The organism is Nocardia sp. JCM 34519.1, assembly GCF_020361265.1.
Classification (GTDB): Bacteria; Actinomycetota; Actinomycetes; order Mycobacteriales; family Mycobacteriaceae; genus Nocardia; species Nocardia arthritidis_A.
Genome location: NZ_JAIRBR010000032.1, coordinates 35,625 through 51,925, shown reverse-complemented (window position 1 = coordinate 51,925; position 16,301 = coordinate 35,625). Strand labels below are relative to the sequence as shown.

At 63.0% G+C, this 16,301-nt stretch carries 17 protein-coding genes; 3 read left to right on the top strand and 14 right to left on the bottom strand.

Features of this window, described 5'->3' with window-relative positions:
* Position 1: 1 nt before the first annotated feature.
* The 5 genes from LGY53_RS41285 to LGY53_RS41265 form a co-directional block, all read right to left on the bottom strand.
* Positions 2-1,021, bottom strand: a complete 1,020-nt coding sequence (locus LGY53_RS41285; RefSeq protein ID WP_225732125.1) for an RnfABCDGE type electron transport complex subunit D — start codon at positions 1,019-1,021, stop codon at positions 2-4.
* Positions 1,018-2,994 carry a CRTAC1 family protein gene (locus LGY53_RS41280; RefSeq protein WP_225732124.1) on the bottom strand — a complete coding sequence of 659 codons (1,977 nt, stop codon included), beginning with the start codon at positions 2,992-2,994 and terminating at the stop codon, positions 1,018-1,020. The genes LGY53_RS41285 and LGY53_RS41280 overlap by 4 nt, the downstream gene beginning before the upstream one ends.
* Positions 2,991-3,992, bottom strand: coding sequence for a DUF1702 family protein (locus LGY53_RS41275; protein ID WP_225732123.1), 1,002 nt, complete (start codon positions 3,990-3,992; stop codon positions 2,991-2,993). The genes LGY53_RS41280 and LGY53_RS41275 overlap by 4 nt, the downstream gene beginning before the upstream one ends.
* Before the next feature lie 289 nt (positions 3,993-4,281).
* Positions 4,282-4,896: a hypothetical protein gene (locus LGY53_RS41270; protein ID WP_225732122.1), complete on the bottom strand. Its 615-nt coding sequence runs from the start codon at positions 4,894-4,896 to the stop codon at positions 4,282-4,284.
* Between the two features lie 218 nt (positions 4,897-5,114).
* Positions 5,115-5,828, bottom strand: a complete 714-nt coding sequence (locus LGY53_RS41265; protein ID WP_225732121.1) for a DUF899 family protein — start codon at positions 5,826-5,828, stop codon at positions 5,115-5,117.
* A gap of 207 nt (positions 5,829-6,035) precedes the next feature.
* Here LGY53_RS41265 and LGY53_RS41260 point away from each other — a divergent pair, with 207 nt between their 5' ends.
* Complete coding sequence (locus tag LGY53_RS41260; protein ID WP_225732120.1) at positions 6,036-6,524, top strand: SRPBCC family protein; 489 nt, start codon at positions 6,036-6,038, stop codon at positions 6,522-6,524.
* Positions 6,525-6,533: 9 nt separating this feature from the next.
* On the opposite strand, the gene LGY53_RS41255 is transcribed toward LGY53_RS41260, so the two are convergent.
* Positions 6,534-6,671 carry a hypothetical protein gene (locus LGY53_RS41255; RefSeq protein WP_225732119.1) on the bottom strand — a complete coding sequence of 46 codons (138 nt, stop codon included), beginning with the start codon at positions 6,669-6,671 and terminating at the stop codon, positions 6,534-6,536.
* Here LGY53_RS41255 and LGY53_RS41250 point away from each other — a divergent pair.
* Positions 6,661-7,200: an SRPBCC family protein gene (locus LGY53_RS41250; protein ID WP_225732118.1), complete on the top strand. Its 540-nt coding sequence runs from the start codon at positions 6,661-6,663 to the stop codon at positions 7,198-7,200. The genes LGY53_RS41255 and LGY53_RS41250 overlap by 11 nt on opposite strands.
* Before the next feature lie 75 nt (positions 7,201-7,275).
* Positions 7,276-8,586: a cytochrome P450 gene (locus LGY53_RS41245; protein ID WP_225732687.1), complete on the top strand. Its 1,311-nt coding sequence runs from the start codon at positions 7,276-7,278 to the stop codon at positions 8,584-8,586.
* A 50-nt stretch (positions 8,587-8,636) separates the two neighbouring features.
* Here the strand turns inward: LGY53_RS41245 and LGY53_RS41240 are convergent, their stop codons facing one another.
* From LGY53_RS41240 to LGY53_RS44545, 8 genes are all read right to left on the bottom strand, one after another.
* Positions 8,637-9,179 carry an EF-hand domain-containing protein gene (locus tag LGY53_RS41240; protein WP_225732116.1) on the bottom strand — a complete coding sequence of 181 codons (543 nt, stop codon included), beginning with the start codon at positions 9,177-9,179 and terminating at the stop codon, positions 8,637-8,639.
* A 118-nt stretch (positions 9,180-9,297) separates the two neighbouring features.
* Positions 9,298-10,554 (bottom strand): MFS transporter, encoded by a 1,257-nt coding sequence (locus LGY53_RS41235; RefSeq protein ID WP_225732115.1) that lies wholly within the window; start codon positions 10,552-10,554, stop codon positions 9,298-9,300.
* Between the two features lie 19 nt (positions 10,555-10,573).
* Positions 10,574-10,876, bottom strand: coding sequence for a hypothetical protein (locus LGY53_RS41230; RefSeq protein ID WP_225732114.1), 303 nt, complete (start codon positions 10,874-10,876; stop codon positions 10,574-10,576).
* 764 nt (positions 10,877-11,640) lie between these two features.
* The gene (locus LGY53_RS41225) at positions 11,641-12,174 is read right to left on the bottom strand and encodes an EF-hand domain-containing protein (protein ID WP_225732113.1); all 534 of its coding nucleotides are present in this window, start codon (positions 12,172-12,174) and stop codon (positions 11,641-11,643) included.
* A 315-nt stretch (positions 12,175-12,489) separates the two neighbouring features.
* Positions 12,490-12,837, bottom strand: coding sequence for a hypothetical protein (locus tag LGY53_RS41220; RefSeq protein WP_225732112.1), 348 nt, complete (start codon positions 12,835-12,837; stop codon positions 12,490-12,492).
* A gap of 13 nt (positions 12,838-12,850) precedes the next feature.
* Complete coding sequence (locus tag LGY53_RS41215; RefSeq protein ID WP_225732111.1) at positions 12,851-13,540, bottom strand: response regulator; 690 nt, start codon at positions 13,538-13,540, stop codon at positions 12,851-12,853.
* On the bottom strand, positions 13,506-15,167 hold the full coding sequence (locus tag LGY53_RS44330) for a sensor histidine kinase (RefSeq protein ID WP_225732110.1): 1,662 nt from the start codon (positions 15,165-15,167) through the stop codon (positions 13,506-13,508). The genes LGY53_RS41215 and LGY53_RS44330 overlap by 35 nt, the downstream gene beginning before the upstream one ends.
* A gap of 609 nt (positions 15,168-15,776) precedes the next feature.
* Entirely contained in the window at positions 15,777-16,022 is a 246-nt protein-coding gene (locus tag LGY53_RS44545) for a DUF1702 family protein (RefSeq protein ID WP_225732109.1), read from the bottom strand.
* Between the last annotated feature and the right edge of the window lie 279 nt (positions 16,023-16,301).

Genomic DNA, 16,301 nt, shown 5'->3' with positions numbered 1-16,301 from the left:
TTCAGACCCGCTGGACGGCGGCGTGCACCAACTCCGGCGCGGGCTCCGCTCGGAGCCGGGACTTGCGGGCGGCCCGCACCCAGTGCGCGATCCACGCGTATGTCCCGCGGATCGCGCACACGATGGTCACCGCGAAGAACAGCGTGTAGACGACGTTGAACACCATCAGCAGCCCGTACACGGTCGCGGCGGACGCACCGAACATGAACTGCGCCTTCGCCGGAAACGGCGTGGTACCCGGATCGGTGATCATGTAATTGGTGAACAGGATGAACGCGGTGCCGGTCATCGTGCCCAGCGCGGCGAACAAGGCGACATCGAACAGTTCGTGCCGCACGATCGCCTGGATGACGAACCCGCCGAGCCAGCCGACGATCAGCGGAATCCGCCGCACCAGCGTGGCATTGATGAGCGTGCCCGCGATGGCCAGAATGAACGGGACCGCGATCCGGAACATCGTGTTGATGTTCTCGCCGAATTCATAGGGCGGCGCGACACTGATCCAGGTGCTGAAACACAGCAGCGCCAAGGTGATCCCGAAGTTGGACGGGTTCATGAAATGCCGCATCCGCCCACCGAATGGCGCCTGGAAGACGTACTTGCTGGTGATCGCGGCGGCCACGGCGAAAAGGATCGGCCAGAACTGATTGTTGGCGTACAGCAGCATATTCACCGCGAGCGCGGTGATGTGGGCGGGCAACAGGAATTCGTAGACGCCCCGCGCCCCGCGTCCCAGATATCTGGGCGAGGTATCGCGCGACCACGCGGTGAGGGTTTCGAAAACCAGGTCGATCGCATAGGCCGCCAGAATCGCCAGGATCGGCCACAGCGGTGGTTGTTCGAAGCCGAGCAGGGTGTAGCCGACGATATTCAGCGCGCTGAGCGAGATCGCGAAGTTCCGCAATGCGAGATAGCGTATATCCCGCACTGCCGCTTCGGGTTTCGGCCGGGCGCCGTTGGTCGCGGCGGCGACGGTTGACCCCTGCTCGCCGATGTTGCGTCTGCGGATGAGCGTTGTCATGGCGCGGTGACCTCCTCGGCGATCTCGGTGGCGGTGTCGGTGAGCATCAGCGCGTGGGTGCCCGGGCTGAGCTGGAGGGTCTGCTGGTGGCGGCCGCCGGTGGTGTCCAGCCATTCGATTTCGGCGGTCGCCGGACCGGCGGTGGCGCCGAGGCCGAAGTGCACGTCGAAACTGCGTTTACCGCTGTGCCCGCTGCCGCCGTCGAGCTGGCCGCGCATGGTCTTTCCGTCGGCGGTGCGCACCGTGACGTCCGCGTTGTAGGCAGGCTGGCCGAATACCCCTGGGGCGCTGGCGGTTTGGGTCGGCCGGTAGAGCCGCAGCTCGAGCGGCCTGCCCGGATTCGGCGAATGGTTGGCGAAGAAGGCGGGCGGACCCCACTGCCTGGCGACAGCGAAATCGAGCATTCCGGTGCCGGTGGTGTCGGCGACGGCGATGCCGCGCGTCGGTATGGCCGCATCGGTACCGGCCTGCGCGGTGATATCGACATATTTGCCGTCGCCGCCCTTGGCGTACAGGGCCATGGTGTGCCTGCCCGCGATATCGTCGCCGGGCGTCACCCGCGGCCACAACTCCGGATTGTGCAGCAGCACATCGTTACTCGTCGCGAGCTCTTGCAGCCAGGCCCACCGGTTGTCGGCGTCGTTGCCCTGGACGAATCCCGCGGTCTGCAGGACATCGAGGTTCCCCGAATTGCGCAGGTCGGCGGCCTTCACATCCCAGCACCAGCCCGTCCAGGCCAGCCCGAGTTGCTGGGCCTGCTGGGAGAACGGCGCCTCGCCGGCCGCGAGATCGTCGCGCATTGCCGTGGGGCTCGCCGCGTCGTTGCGCCACACGAAATTGCTTTCCTGCAGCCCCCACGGGGTGTCGATATTGCTGACGACCATGTCGAATTTCCCGCGCTGATACAGATCCGCGAAATCGACGCCCATCCCCTTGAACGAATCATTGCCGAGGACAAAGGATTTGGGCGTGGTCCAGGTGCGCCGACCGGTCGCGGCGCTGAAGCGGATGTGACCCGGCGTCGACTGGTTGTAGAGCAGATGATCGTGGCCGAAGTCGTTGGCGATATAGAGTTCCGGGAGCAGATCACCGGTGAGATCGCCCGATGCGAGCGCGAGCGTCCATCCGGTGGCGTCCGCGACGGGGACCGCGTCCTTCTGCTCGGCATAGGTCGGATGCCCGGCGGGATCGTTTCCCGTCCAACGGAATACGCGCTCGCCCGCCGCGTTCCTGGCATTGGACATGGAATCGTTCATGACGACATCGGGATGCCCGTTCGGATCGAGTACGCCGGAGTTCGGGAAATAATTGCCGAATACCAGGTCGGGGTGCCCGTCGCCGTCGAAGTCGGCGATGGAGATCGCGTTGGTATTCCACAATTCGCCGTTGTAGCGATCGCGGGTACTGCCCGACGGGACGACCTCCACCGGGGTATAGGCCGCGGCGGAGAGGACGGTAGCGGCGTTGTGCTGGAAGATGATCGGCGTGCGGCCCCAGTAGTACACGAGCAGGTCCATCTGCCCGTCACCGGTGAAATCGCCTGGGGCGCAACCCATCGGCGCCATCGTCGAATCCACGATGAGCGGATCCGGCCGGAGGGCGAACGGCGTGAAGCGGTCGGCCGCGGGCGCGGTGGGGGTATAGGTCACCACCACCGCGTTGGTGCGGGTGTCGACGATGCACATACCGTCGGATCGCCCGTGCCCGACGAGGTCGTTGATCGCGATCGACGCACCGACCGAGGAGATCCACGAGCGCAGCTTCTGGTATGCCGGATTCACCTGGCGCACAGTATTTTTCGGCAGTTGGTCGTAGCCGGGCGGCATGGCGATCGGCATGGGGTCGAGCCGGTAGGCCGCGGCGACCTCCGCCGGATCCGGGGTGGTGACCTGCGCGCGTCCGATCAGGAAGATGGACAGCAGCAACAGCACCGCGCCGAGCGCGGGAACAAGGAGTTTGGTGCGCACCTTCACGATTCGGCTCCCGTCTGAGTCGTCGACGCCGCGGCGGTGAGGCATTGCCGCCGGATCCGTTCCCGCCAGACCTCGAAGCCGACCCGGCCGTCGATGGTCGGGCTCGCCGGGCGGGTGGCGACGGCGATTTCGGAAGCAGTGCCGACGCCGAGTCCGGTGATCGTCTGCAGCGTGGATCGTGTTGCGGGGCATACGATTCCGGCCCGCGCGCGGGCCTCGGCGGCGAAGACCGCGCCCTGACCGAGACAGCGACGGTATTCTGTCGCGGCCTCGCACAGTGCGCGCAACTCGTCCGTGGTCGCGCCGCCGGCATAGGTGGCGGCCAGCCCGAGCCCGGCATACAGGTCGGCGCGGCGCGGTTCCGGGAATTCCTCGATCAACCTGCGGGCCAGCTCCGGATCGGCGCCCGAGACGAACCACAGGGCACGTCCGATGCCCTGATCGATTGCCCGCGGCGCATAGCTCGGGTGCCGGGTGGAGACCATGGGCGGCGTCCGGTCGATATGCTTGCGTTTCACGTATTGCTCTGTGCGGAAGTAGGTTTGGTGGAAGCCGTAGCCGTCCAGCGTCAACCAGATCAACACCGGATCGGTCAGCCCGCGCAGCGCGGCGCGGTGCAGTCGGCGCGGCAGCCTGGCCAGCGCCCAGCCCGCACCGACATAGATCATGTAAATGTGCTCATCGGCGACGGCGCGAAAGTCCGACAGGTGATGGTTGTGCCCCAGCGGAAGAGCGTCCCGGATGGCCAGCGCCATCGCCGCGCCCTCGAAGGCGAAACCCCTTCGCGCACTGTCGATTCGGGATAGCTGGGCGGCGGCCTCGGCCGCCGTTTCCTGTTCGGCGGCGACCGCGAATCCTTCCACGAAGGTTCGTCCCGCGACCTCGAGGCATTGTCGGGCCTCCGGATTGCGAACCGGGAAGCCGCGGACCTTCAACAATGTCTGTCGGATATCCGGTGTCAAGATCGTTCGGCGGAACCGCCCTGGAATCGAAGCCATCCGCATGCCCTCCTTCGCAGGATCTGCATTCAAGGTTGGCATCCGATTCCGGCTCGGTCTTCTTCCTCGTTGCTCACTTCATCGAAGAAAGGTAACCGCCCGGTTCAGTTGCTATTGGCTCGCCGGAACCGCAGGGGAGGAGAGGTTTTGGGGTGCGGGCCGCGGATTCGCATCGACGATATTGCGGGAATTGCGAGGCGCAGCAAATTTTGTTTTCGTCCGGCGATTCAACACCGAAACCAGATATTCACCGGACTGATTACCGACCCGTAAGTAGTTCGGCGAGGCACTAGTTGTGGCAGACGTCCGTGTCGGCGGCGAACAGCAGCAGTGAGTCGACCGCCTGTCCTGTTCCGTTGTCGTTGCTATAGATTCCCATGAATCCGTAGCGGTTCTCCGGATGGCCGGGCACCGTGGCCGAACTCCAGTTGACCCCGAATCGCAGGTCCGGGTACGCCGCGCGGACCTCGGCGAGCGTCGAACCCGCGGTGATCCCCTCCGGGGTGTGCGGGGCGTCCTTCGGAATGATCGAGACGACCTTGCCTTTATTCATATAGCCGACCCATCCGGTGCGGGTGGTGAACCGGCGGCATCCGAAATCGTCGTCCGTGCCCATGATCTCGGCGATCTTCCCGCTGTCCCTGGCCTGAGCGACGGTCATCCTCAGGTCGATTCCGTCGTAGCCGACGGGGCCGAGGGTGGCGTCCAATCGCTTCGCGGTGGTCGTCGGAGGTAAGGCGGTTACGGTCGTCGGTGTCGCCGCGGAGGTTGGCGGTGTGACGGCCGAATCCGACGGGGACCCGCCAGCCGTCGCGTGTTCGGTCGAGCAGCCCGCGCCGAATGCCAGCGCCGACATCAGGGTGGCTGTCGCGCCCAGTCGGATAGTTCGTCGCAGCGAAACCACCAGCTGTCCTTAGAAGTTCGTAACCGTTTTGCGAAGACAGCCAACGATACGCAGTCGGCCGAGTCGGCTGCGAGCCCCGAAAATCTGCTGTAGACCAGGCACCGGAGGCCCGCACGTAACGAGTTCCGGCGGTCGCCTCATTCTGCTGCCGTGGCAGCGTTCATTGCGGGCCGGGTTCCGGATCGTGCTGTGCCGCAGGAGTTTCGGGCGCGTGCGGGTCAGACTCGGCGCTCGCGCCCGGCGTACCGGTTCTCGGCGTACCAGTCCCCTCGGCCCGAGGGCAGCAGGTCGAGGACGTTCCAGACCGGGGACAACAGGTCGATGCCGCGCTGGGCGTCGTCGAGGAAGTTCGCGGGCAGCGTGTAAGAGTGCCGCACCTGGTCGCCCTCGGTGGTGAAGACGCTGATCATCGGACGCTGATCACCGTCGGGTCGCTCGGCGCTCAGATCGGCGTTGAAAGTCGTGCCGTGGCTGGAGAGGATGCGCAGCCCGTCCCATCCGCGCCGCAATGCCCAGCCGCGCAGCTTCGGCAGGGGTGCCTTGGCGATGACGGCGAAACTCGTGCGCTGGGCCAGATGATGGGCGACGCCCTGGAACCCGTCGACCCACATCGAACACATCGGGCAGGCTTCGTCGTCGTTCGGGTGGAACATCAAGTGGTAGACGACCAGGGTGTCGTGCTGCCCGAACAGCTCCCGCAATCTGGTGGTCCGGATCGGCTCATTCCTGCCGAGATCGGCTGGGCCCTCGGCGAAGGAGTAATCGTCGAGGATGCGACCGAGGGGCATCCGTCGGCGCGCGGCGGCCACCTCCTCGATCTGATCGCGCAACGTGCGCTCGGCCTTCGCCAGTTCGATACGGGCCGCGATGTACTCCTCGCTCGCACCCTTGGGCCACATCGGCTCGATCGCCGCGGCATCCACCTCACCCATGACAGGGTTTCTCCTTTGGTTTCGGATAGTGAACGTGCCGCTGCTCAAGGTAGAGCAAAGGCCCCGAGACCTCAAGGGCGACAAGCGATGACCGCGAACTCGGTGCTCGCCTGCTCGAATGGCCCACGACGACACCCATCCGCCGTTACAGTGGATCCCGAACACTATCGAAAGCTTTACCGAACCCGCTCAGCGACAGGAGACACCATGGTTGCACCGCAGTCGATCAAACCGCTGTCAGTCGATGTCGGCATGCTCATCCGTCGTCCGCCGCACGACGTCTTCGAGGCCCTGGCCGACCCCTCGATAACCTCCAAATTCTGGTACACGAAGAGCAGCGGCCGGATGGCCGAGGGCGCCGAACTCACCTGGGAGTGGGAAATGTACGGCGCGGCGCGCACGATCCGGGTCGAGAAATTCGACATCGACCGCACGATCCAGTTCACCTGGGACAATTACAACCCCGACAAGCCTACGACCGTCGAATTCTCGTTGATACCGTATGAAAACGACACCACGTATCTGCATATCACCGAGACCGGGTACACGGGCGATCTCCAAGCCCAGATCGACAGTGTCCGGGATTCCACGGCCGGATTCACCTATCTGCTCAGCGCTTTGAAAGCGGCCCTCGAACACGACGTCATACTCCGCGTGGTGCTGGACGAGCATCCACCGAACCTGCGGCTGCCCTGATGGGAACGCTCAGATGAAGTAGTACGGATAGCGGGTGACGTCGCGATGCGGGTTGCGGCCACGGCGCCGGAGCGTATCGACCGAGGCTGGGGCAGTCGAAACCAGTTCGCTATACAGCATTATCGAAGTAAAGAAGATGAGCATCATGGAATTCACCTACACGACACGCATCGCGACGACACCGGAACAGCTGTGGGCGGCATTGACCGAACCTGAATTCACCCGCCGATATTGGTTCGGCGTCGCCATGCAATCCGATTGGCGGGTGGGGTCACCGGTGAAATGGCAGAACATGCCGGAGGAGGAATTTCAGGATCTGGGCCAGGTGGTGCTGGCGGCCGACCCGTATCGAACCCTTTCCTATAGCTGGCACCTGCTACAACCGGCACACGCCATGCTCTTCGGCTGGACGGATGAGGAACTCGCCGAGTACGTGAAGGAACCGCGCACCAAGGTCACCTTCGAAATCGAACCCGAGAGCGACGGCAAGGTTCGGTTGACCGTGATCCATGACGGTTTCGAACCCGGCAGCGTCATGTATCGGGCGATCAGCGGCCAACTCGAGGGTAGCGGTGGCTGGCCCGGGCTCATGAACAATCTCAAGGCTCTGTTGGAAACCGGTGCGCCTCTCGCCACCGCGCCGTCGGCCGCCCATGCCGGTCCTGGTCATGAATGACTCGCGCGGTCCGATTCAGAAAGTGGCGAACCGATGACCACTATTTCTCGACAGCCGGCGGTTACACCAGGCGGTATGCCGCTACTGGGCCACGGGCTCGATATGAAGCGACGTCCGGGCCCACTGCTGCTCTCATTGCAGTCCGGCGATCCGGTGACCGTGATCCGGCTCGGCCGCCGTCCGATGTATGTCGTCAACGACGCCGATCTGATGCGGCAGGTGATGCGGGCACCGGAGATATTCGCCAGGGGCGGCCCGATCACCGAACGTTTCCGCGTCATGTTCGGTAACGGCCTCGGGATTTCGGACGGCGATTTCCATCGGCGCCAGCGGCGCCTGCTGCAGCCCGCATTCCACCGCACGCGGATCATCCATTACTGCTCGCTGATCAGCGAACTCGTCGTGGCCAAGATCGACGCCTGGTCCGACGGCGACACCATGCGGATAGAGCGGGAGATGGACGAACTCGCCCTGGCCAATGTCACCCAGGTGATCTTCGCGCCGGGCACCTCGCTGGACCAGCGGCGGTTCATGGACGCCACCGGAGTCGTACTCGGCGGCTTGTTCCGGCGCATGACGGATACGACCGGCCTGCTGACGAAGCTGCCGACACCGGGAAATCGCCGATACCGGGAGTCGGAGGACTATTTGCGGCGGACCATCCACGAAACGATCAGGGAGTATCGGGCGAGCGGCGAAGATCGCGGCGATCTTTTGTCGATGATGCTTCTCGCCAGAGACGATGACGGCAGCCCGAGCATGAGCGATCAACAGATACACGACGAGGTGCTGACCTTCTTCATCGCCGGAAGCAATACCATCAGCAATACTCTGTCGTGGGCCTTCCATGAGATCGCCACCCATCCGGATGTCGAGAAGCGGCTGCACGAGGAAGTGGACGGCGTGCTCGCCGGGCGGGCGGCCCAATTCGACGATGTCGGCCGATTGGAATACACCCGCCGAGTGCTCACCGAAACACTACGCCTGCGAACGCAGGGCTTTTTCCAGACCAGGATGACGACCGAGGATACCGAACTCGGCGGCTACCGCATACCGGGCGGTGAGGCGGTTCTCTACAGCTTCTACGCGCTCAATCACAATCCCGAGATCTTCGCCGACCCGGAGCGATTCGATCCCGACCGCTGGCTACCCGAGCGACTGACCGCGGCACAGCGCAATGCTTTCATGCCGTTCGGGGCCGGTGTCCACGGCTGTATCGGTGAGACGTTCTCCTGGACCGAATTGATTCTGGTGCTCGCGACGATCGTCGCGCGCTGGCGGCTGGTGTCCGTGCCAGGGCATCAGGTCCGGCCGAAACCCGCTGTCACGATGCCGGTGGACGCGCTCCCGATGACGGTGCACCGCAGGTCCGTCGCGGCAGTCTAGAGCCTGTCCTCGAAGTCCGATCCGGCCGGACTTCGAGGACAGCCCCGCGGCTACAATTCGCCGGCGATGTGATTACCCCGCGCGGCCGGGTCGTCGCTCAAATAGAATTCTCGCAAGGCTTGAATATATTCATCCGTGGTGATGTAACCATCGCCGTCGGCGTCCAACAGGGCGAATGCCTTGTTCGTCTCCTCCTCGGACATCCCGCCTTTGATCTGGGCCGCCATCATTTCCCGCGCGTTGATCCGCTTGTCCTGGTCCTTGTCCGCCGCGGCGAACACCGCCATGCTGAACGGTATCGCGGACGATTCGACGAACTGCCGGAATTCCGGATCATCGCCCCAGGACATCCAGTCGTCGATGGTCACCTTTTTCTCCCCATCGGCGTCAACCGACCCGGGCATATCCCGGAACATGCGGTGGGCCTGTCGATGAATTCTGTTCCACTCGGCCGAACGCGGCGGAAGTTCGTATGTGTCGCACCACATTTGGGCCAGTGCCGTGATATCGAGCTCGTCCATGACGCCGTCCTGGTCGGCATCGTATGCGCTGAACAACTTTCGGAGTTTATTTGTTCTCAGTGCGCTGGTCATCGCGTTATCTCCGGGTATTCGAAACGGATGGTGGAGTGCTGCTGATACTCGATCAACTAACAAATGCTATCATCTTATATAGTTATCTGACCATCGGTTCGCGGACGCCGGCTGTCGTTCACGGAACCGGTGCGAACACGCGCCGACGCTCGATGGCGGCGGATGCGAACGCGGTGGCCAACGCGAGCGTGTCGACGATTACCCCGACCCAGATGACATCGGCGAGCGACGCGTGCGCGATGACGGCGCCGCCTATCACCGGACCGATCGCATTGCCGATATTGAAGGAGGACATGACGATTGCGACGGCAAGGGTCGGCGCCGCCACCGCGAACCCGATCACCCGCGAGCTGAGCGTGGCGGTCATCGAGAACGCGCACACGCCGAGGACGGTGACCGCGGCGGACGCGGCGATCGCGTTGTGCACGACGGCCCGCAGCACCAGCATCATGATGATTATCGCGACAAGGCTGCCGATGACGTTTTTCATGGCGGACCACTGTGCCAGTCGGCCACCGATGGTGTTGCCGATGAATAATCCGACACCGAACAGGAACAGCACGAACGGAACTCGATGCACGCTGATACCGCTGACATCGGTGAGTAGCGGCTGAACGTAGGCGTACACGCTGAACAGAGCCATCTCGAACAGCACGATGGTGGCGAGGGCGACGAAAACCCGGACCTGCACCAGCGATCGCAGTTCGCGGGCGACCAGGGTGCGCAGTCCGACCTCGGGGCCGCGGTCGCGCGGCAGCCTGGGCACGAAGATCGTGACGAGTACGGCGCCCAAGGCGCTCATCACGCCGATCAAAACGAAGATGACCTGCCAATTGAACTGCGCGCCGATCAGGCTTCCGAGCGGTACGCCCGCCACGGTCGCCAGCGTCATACCGCCGAGGATCACCGCGATCGCCCGCGGCATCCGGTCGGGACCGGCCAGGGCGACGGCCATCACCTCGGCGACGGTCAACGCGGTCGCGCAGGCCATGGCCGCGATCAGCCGCATGATGAACATGACGCCGAGAACCGGGATCACGGTGAGTAGATCCGAGATGCAGAAGACGATCTGGGCGGCCAAGAGCACTGTCTTCCTGTCTCGTCCGAGGGTCAGTACGGCCATCACGGGTGCGCCGATGAGCATGCCGAGCGCGAACGCGGTGATCAGCTGGCCGACCTGGGGTACGGAGACGTGGATCGAGGAGGCTATCTGATCGACCAGCCCGGACACGATGAATTCCGAAGTGCCCAGCGCGAATACGCTGGCCCCGAGGGCATACACACCGAGCGGTAGGCGTTTGGCGGCGCCGGGTTCGGCCGGGGTGTGATCTTCCTGGGTGGTCGCTTTGAACAGCCGCCGTCGGATTTCGGACACGCTCGATCACACTCCTTGTTCATATAGTTGTTGCGCCGATGCCTGACGGCCTACGGCGCACAATGAGGTAAGTAACCGATCTTTTCGCGACAGAGTTGGAAATTGTCGTTATGCCCGGCTCGAAGGCATCGATGCGATTTTTTTCGTAGGCCGCAACCGAGTTCGCCCGCTGTTCCTGGAATCGGCGCGAGAATTCGCCGCGGCATCGGCGTGTGCGATCGAGTTTCACTGTGCCCGCATCGAGGACGGATAGCCGCTCGGTGGCGGCTTGCCTGCGTGACTGAACGACTACGCCACGCTCGATCGTGTCCGCGATGCTCATGATCGTCCTGACCGACTCGACGTGCAACCTACGGGTAGCAGGTTAGCGGGTCTAGCGAGTTGACGACACTGCCTACGGTGAAAAATACTACTACGATCTATAGCCAGTTGGGGGTGGGTCGGGGGAGCGCTGCACGCCGTGCGCGGCCACCGTGGCGAGTGCCGCATGCTCGGGGAGGGTCAGCTGTTCGGCCCGGCCTGCCGTGAAACTGCCAGGCGGCCTGTGAATTTCGTGGCGCTGGCCAGCTCCTGCTCGGCCAGGGTATCGAGCAGCGGGCGGCCGGATCGGCTCGGCGGTTGTCCTCGACCCGCTTCGCCCGCTCATCGTCGGGCGGGATCGGCGCGCAGGTGCGCTCGATCGCCCGCGGGCGGGTACCTCCGACGTACTCGGCGAGCTGGAACGTCACCGGCGTGGAATTGCCGTCGTGGGGCATCGCGCAGGGAAGGCAGATGCCCACCGATAGGAAATGTAATTCGGCGGGTCCGCACTGTGTGTGACAGGATATTTGCTGCGGCGATATAGCGCGGCCCTGAGGTAGCGCTTTCTATGCCCCGCCGAGGGGAATCGGTTTCACGGCAGATCCGGGTTCAATGCCTGGCACCGGTGAGTTTCGGCGATATCGACCGACTTTGCGACGGCGAGAACCCGGGAAGGTTGTTCATATTCTCGTGATGTCGACCGAGACGGCATTCTGCACAGGGGGCCGCAGTCAGGACGGGACGACGACCCCGTGCAGATTCCGGATCTCACGGTCGATGCGACTGTTACAGGCGGCCCGCCAGGTGAGTTCCCGCGGCCTCGAGGTCTTCGCTTCCGAAGAATTCACGAAGCGCCGCGTCGTGCTCGTCGGTGCTGATGTACCCGTCACCGTTGGTGTCGAGCGCTTGAAACATCTTCAACCCCTCGACCTGGCCTACTCCGGAGACCGATTGCAGGGTCATCCACTCGCTCAACGACAGCCTGCCGTCACCGTCGACATCGCCGAGTTCGAAGGTGAGCTGAGCCAGCGGAATGGCGACCTCGTCGACGAAACGGGGATCTTCGTGCGCGGCGATCCATTCCTCCCTGCTGATTTCCTTGTCGCCATTGGCGTCGGCGTGCCCCTGCAGGTCCTGCCATAGTCTGTTGGCCCGCTTGACGGTGCTGCGCCATTTGTCGGAGCCCGGGGCGATGTGGAATGCGTGGCACCATTTGTTGATCAACACGTCGATGTCGGACTGGTCGATCTTGCCGTCGTTGTCGGCATCGTACCGCTCGAAGTGCTTCGCGAATTTCTGCTGCTGGGCTTTCGTGACCATGGGATTTCCTATCTCATCCGGTCGGTAAGGGTACGGAGCTCTACTATGTCTACTTTACTGCCGGGGCGGCGGGTCTTCAAGAGGTAATTATATCTTAATGAAGTAACTTAGGTCTTGGGCGTAGGAAGGCGGCGGCACGTCCAGGTGCCGGAAGAAGTGACCGCCCGCGGCGGCGGCCGGCAGGGTGGGCGAAGGCATTGATGCTCGGTGTATGCGCGTCACCACGCCGGCGCCGGACCGCGGCAGGGCCCGCATCGAGGATCGGCTCTGGCCAGTTCGGTGCGCGGAGGTGAGGCCGGTCGCTGCCGGGACGGCTCATTGAATCAGGATGAAAACAACCGACATAATCGCGGTGGCAACGCCCACCGCCAGTTTCACGAACACTTCGACGTAGAATGCCTGCGTCGCTTCATCGATCAGATGCCTCGTGGGTAAACCCACATCCGCGGAACGCTCCATGGCCAGTGATCTGATGGTTTCGATTCGCCAGGCCAATGTCGACAACGCCACCGATGACGCGAATGCCGCGAGAGTGCACAGCAGCAGCGACAGCCGATTCGGCGGAGCGGGCACTGTCCCGTAGCCCTGCGTAAACGCATTTGCCGCCAATGACAACACAACCGCACTGGCCAGGTAGAAGGCGCCCGGATGGACCTGCCCCATGCTAGCGCTGATTCTACGAATCACCGAGTATCCTTGCTGATTCCGCTTCGAACATTTCCACTTCATGTGCCAGCTCGCTCAAAGCCACCACATCGCATCTGGCCTTTGCCGCGGCCTCCAGTTCGATCAGTTTGTCGGCGCGACGGGTCAATGCGTTTCGGCTGTTCACGGTCGGATCGCGGCGCCTGGTGCCGCTGCCGCTGCGCAGTTGATCCGCGAGCTGCTGTAGACCGTTGATGCGGCGGCGTAACTCGGTCTGTCCGGCGAGCGAAATCGAAGCGACTTCATTCCGGGCCATTTCGCGACGCCGACGATCCGATCCGACGAGCAGATCGCTCACCGTATCGATGAGATCTGTCGTACCGTAGCCCTCTCTATCGACGTCGCCCTTTATGACAATGTCGCCGACGCCGTATCGGAGCAGGATGTTCTTGCTGATCGCGCCTTTCAGGTGCGAGCCGGTCACCACTGCGCGCGGCAGATCGGGTCTGTTGTGCAGGATATAGGACAAGACTTCGTAACCGGAGTAGTCGTCCTCATCCGTGAGGTTGAGATCGATCAGTGCGCAGTCCACATCGGGACGTTCGAGTTCATCGATCGCCGCATCGACCCGGGTTACATGTCTCACCTCGTGACCCTGAAGGACACGCTGCACCGCCCGAGCGAACTTAATATTGTCCTCGAGCAACAATATTATCGCCATCTACACCCTCCCGGCAAATAGGCAGAATAATTACAAAAGTGGCGCCGGGCGAGCGCTGCACGTCAACCGTTATCTGGCCGCCCAGGTCCGTGACAATTTCTTTTGCTCGGGCCAAACCGAGTCCACGACCTTTGCCCTTCTTCGAGAACCCCAGTTGGAAAATGCCTGCCACATCCTCGGGCTTGATACCAGGGCCTTCATCCGACACGACGACGGAGACGGACCTGCCGGATACCGCCCCGCTCACCAGCACGCGTCCCCTGTTGCCCATCGCCTCGATCGCGTTGTACAGCAAGTTCTCGAACAGTGCGGTGATATCGCCTTTGACGCCGCGGACGAGAACACCGGCTATGCCGTCGATATCGAGCTCGACGGTGCTGTCCGGAAATTCCAGACCGAGCCGATTTCGCAATGCGGTCAGGACGCCGCGTATGCTGATTCGAGCGACCATCTGGGCACGATGAAGTTCTTCCGGAGCGCGGGCCAGCTCGGTGCAACCGTCGGTGATATCGTCGATCCACTGCGCGAGTTCGCCATCCAGTTTCACCCCGCGCAGATCCAGCTCCTCGCGTATCGCATGCACGTCACGCAGAATCGGGTCCACCGCTTTGCGTATTCGATGGGCGAAATCACCGTTGAGTCGTAATCTGGTCGCCTCGGCCCTCGACTCGGCCGCCTCCTCCCGCCGCCTGCGAACCTCGGCCGCGAGGCGTGCGCTCGCCAGTACGGCCGATGACAATACCGGTAGCGCGTCACGTTCGAGTTGGGTGAAAGCATGCGGGGCGGGCACCCGCATCAAATGTAATCCAACGAATTCCCCTTCGGCGTGCAGCGGTATCATGGCAACCGTGTCGACCGGCCCCTGATGTGTATCGAAGAGCTGTTTGAGCAGTCGGTGCGGACGGGATTTGGAATCATGGAGAATCGGTTTCGGGTTCGATCTGAACCAGTCGAGCGCGCGCCCGATATCCAAACCGGGCGGAACCATCCAGCCACTGCTGCGAAACGCTTCGCTGAACTGCTCGCTACGGCCGACGAGCCAAACGCTCGATTCGGCCGGCGCATTCATCGCGCGCCGGAGAAGTTCCACGCCCAGGGCGAGTGCGGCGCGCTCGTCCTCGCCGGTTCCCGACAATGTCAGCGCGCCCACCAGCCTGCGCAGTTGCTCCGAGAGATCCTCTCTGGCCGCACTCTCGCTGATGTGAATCGCTTCTTCGCGTGTTCTGGTGATCTGCGCCGCGTCTTCGAGGGAAACGTCCGTTACATCGATGGCCGTCTCGGCGAGGAGGTGGGTATTCGTCCGCTTATCGTAGAGTGGAAATCGAACCGTGAGGAGTAATCGCTGCGAGCCGGAGTATATTACGTCGTTCACCAGAGTCCGAATTTTGATGCCGGTTCGTACGATATTGTTGTGGTCCGCTATTGCGCGGTTGTGTTCGAGGGAATTTATCAGTAACGTGATATAGCTTTCGCCGATGGCTTCTTCGCCGGAATATCCATACAGACGCTCGGCGCCGCGAGTCCACAGTTTTATGGCGTAGTCGGCTTCCGGACCCGCCGCAGCCCACATGGATACCGAGGTGCTGTCGGCGATCTCGGCGAGGAGATGTGCGTCGTACTCATCCACTTCTGCTGTCCTTCATGTGTGCTTTCCTGCGAACAACCCGCGGATCCGGGACCAGGCCGCGGTGTGCGGGTTCGCCGACGGTTCGGCGGTCATCGTCGCCGCTGGGCGCGGCGGGAGGTGATCGACAGCGCCGTTCATGGGAACCTCTTCCACGATGTGGCTCGGCCGTTCGGGCCGTTCACCTCGGTCGCCGGTCCGCTGGGTAGGTCGTCCGGCCATCGTCCGCTGCGGCGCTCGAGTAGCTACATATTACATAAGTTTTCTGTGATTTTCGGGCTCTGCGGCCTCGTAGCGGGCGATGCGATGTCGAATGCCGCTGCCATCCAAGGGCTTCGCGTGGCCATGGGGTCCATCGTGACCTCGCGCAGCCGTGTCACCGGGTGCCTGCTACCCGGCGTCTGTTACTATATATTAATATATTGTTATAGTGGACTCGGAGCTGCGTCGCCCCTGCGGGCACGCACCGAGGTCGGACCTGCCTTCTCGCCAGCGGTGGCGACGCCTTGAATTGCCGAGAGCGCGGATGCGTCTTCCCGACGGGCGTCAGCTCGTCGGCACGATCAAGACTTCCCGGCTCGATGGATCATCGGCGAAGGTGCGTCCTCGCCGTCATCCACCGGCCATGATCATTTCTCCCGGCGCGGCGCCTTCGAACGCGAAACGCCTTCGCTCGCTCTCGATTTCAAACAACCTCGGCGCTGTCTCCGCTGATACGCCACGCTCGGCGCCGACACCCGAACCTCCGATCGAGGTCGCGCCGGCGATCTCCGGGCGGGCTGAGGCGTGTGGATTGCGGGCTGGGAAGCCACGAACCTGTGATCCGACCGTGTTTGGCCCTTCTTCCTCGTTGCTCAATCTAGAAAATGGAAGTATTCTACCGTCCAGTTGCGTCAATCACGGTGGCCATCCGAGCCGCCGTCGGGCACTCCGTTCGCTTGACTTGGGGCTTTTTGGCTTGCGTTGGGGCTACGGGGGAAGGGGGCACTGAGGAGAAGTGCATCCCCCTGCGGAATCGACGGCTTCACACACCACCCGTTCATTCCGCGGCCGAAGGACCACCGACATTTTCATAATGGCGTGCGGCCTTTGCAACGACACCTGAATGGTTCGACCTCGGTGCCAGAGGCGGCCGGT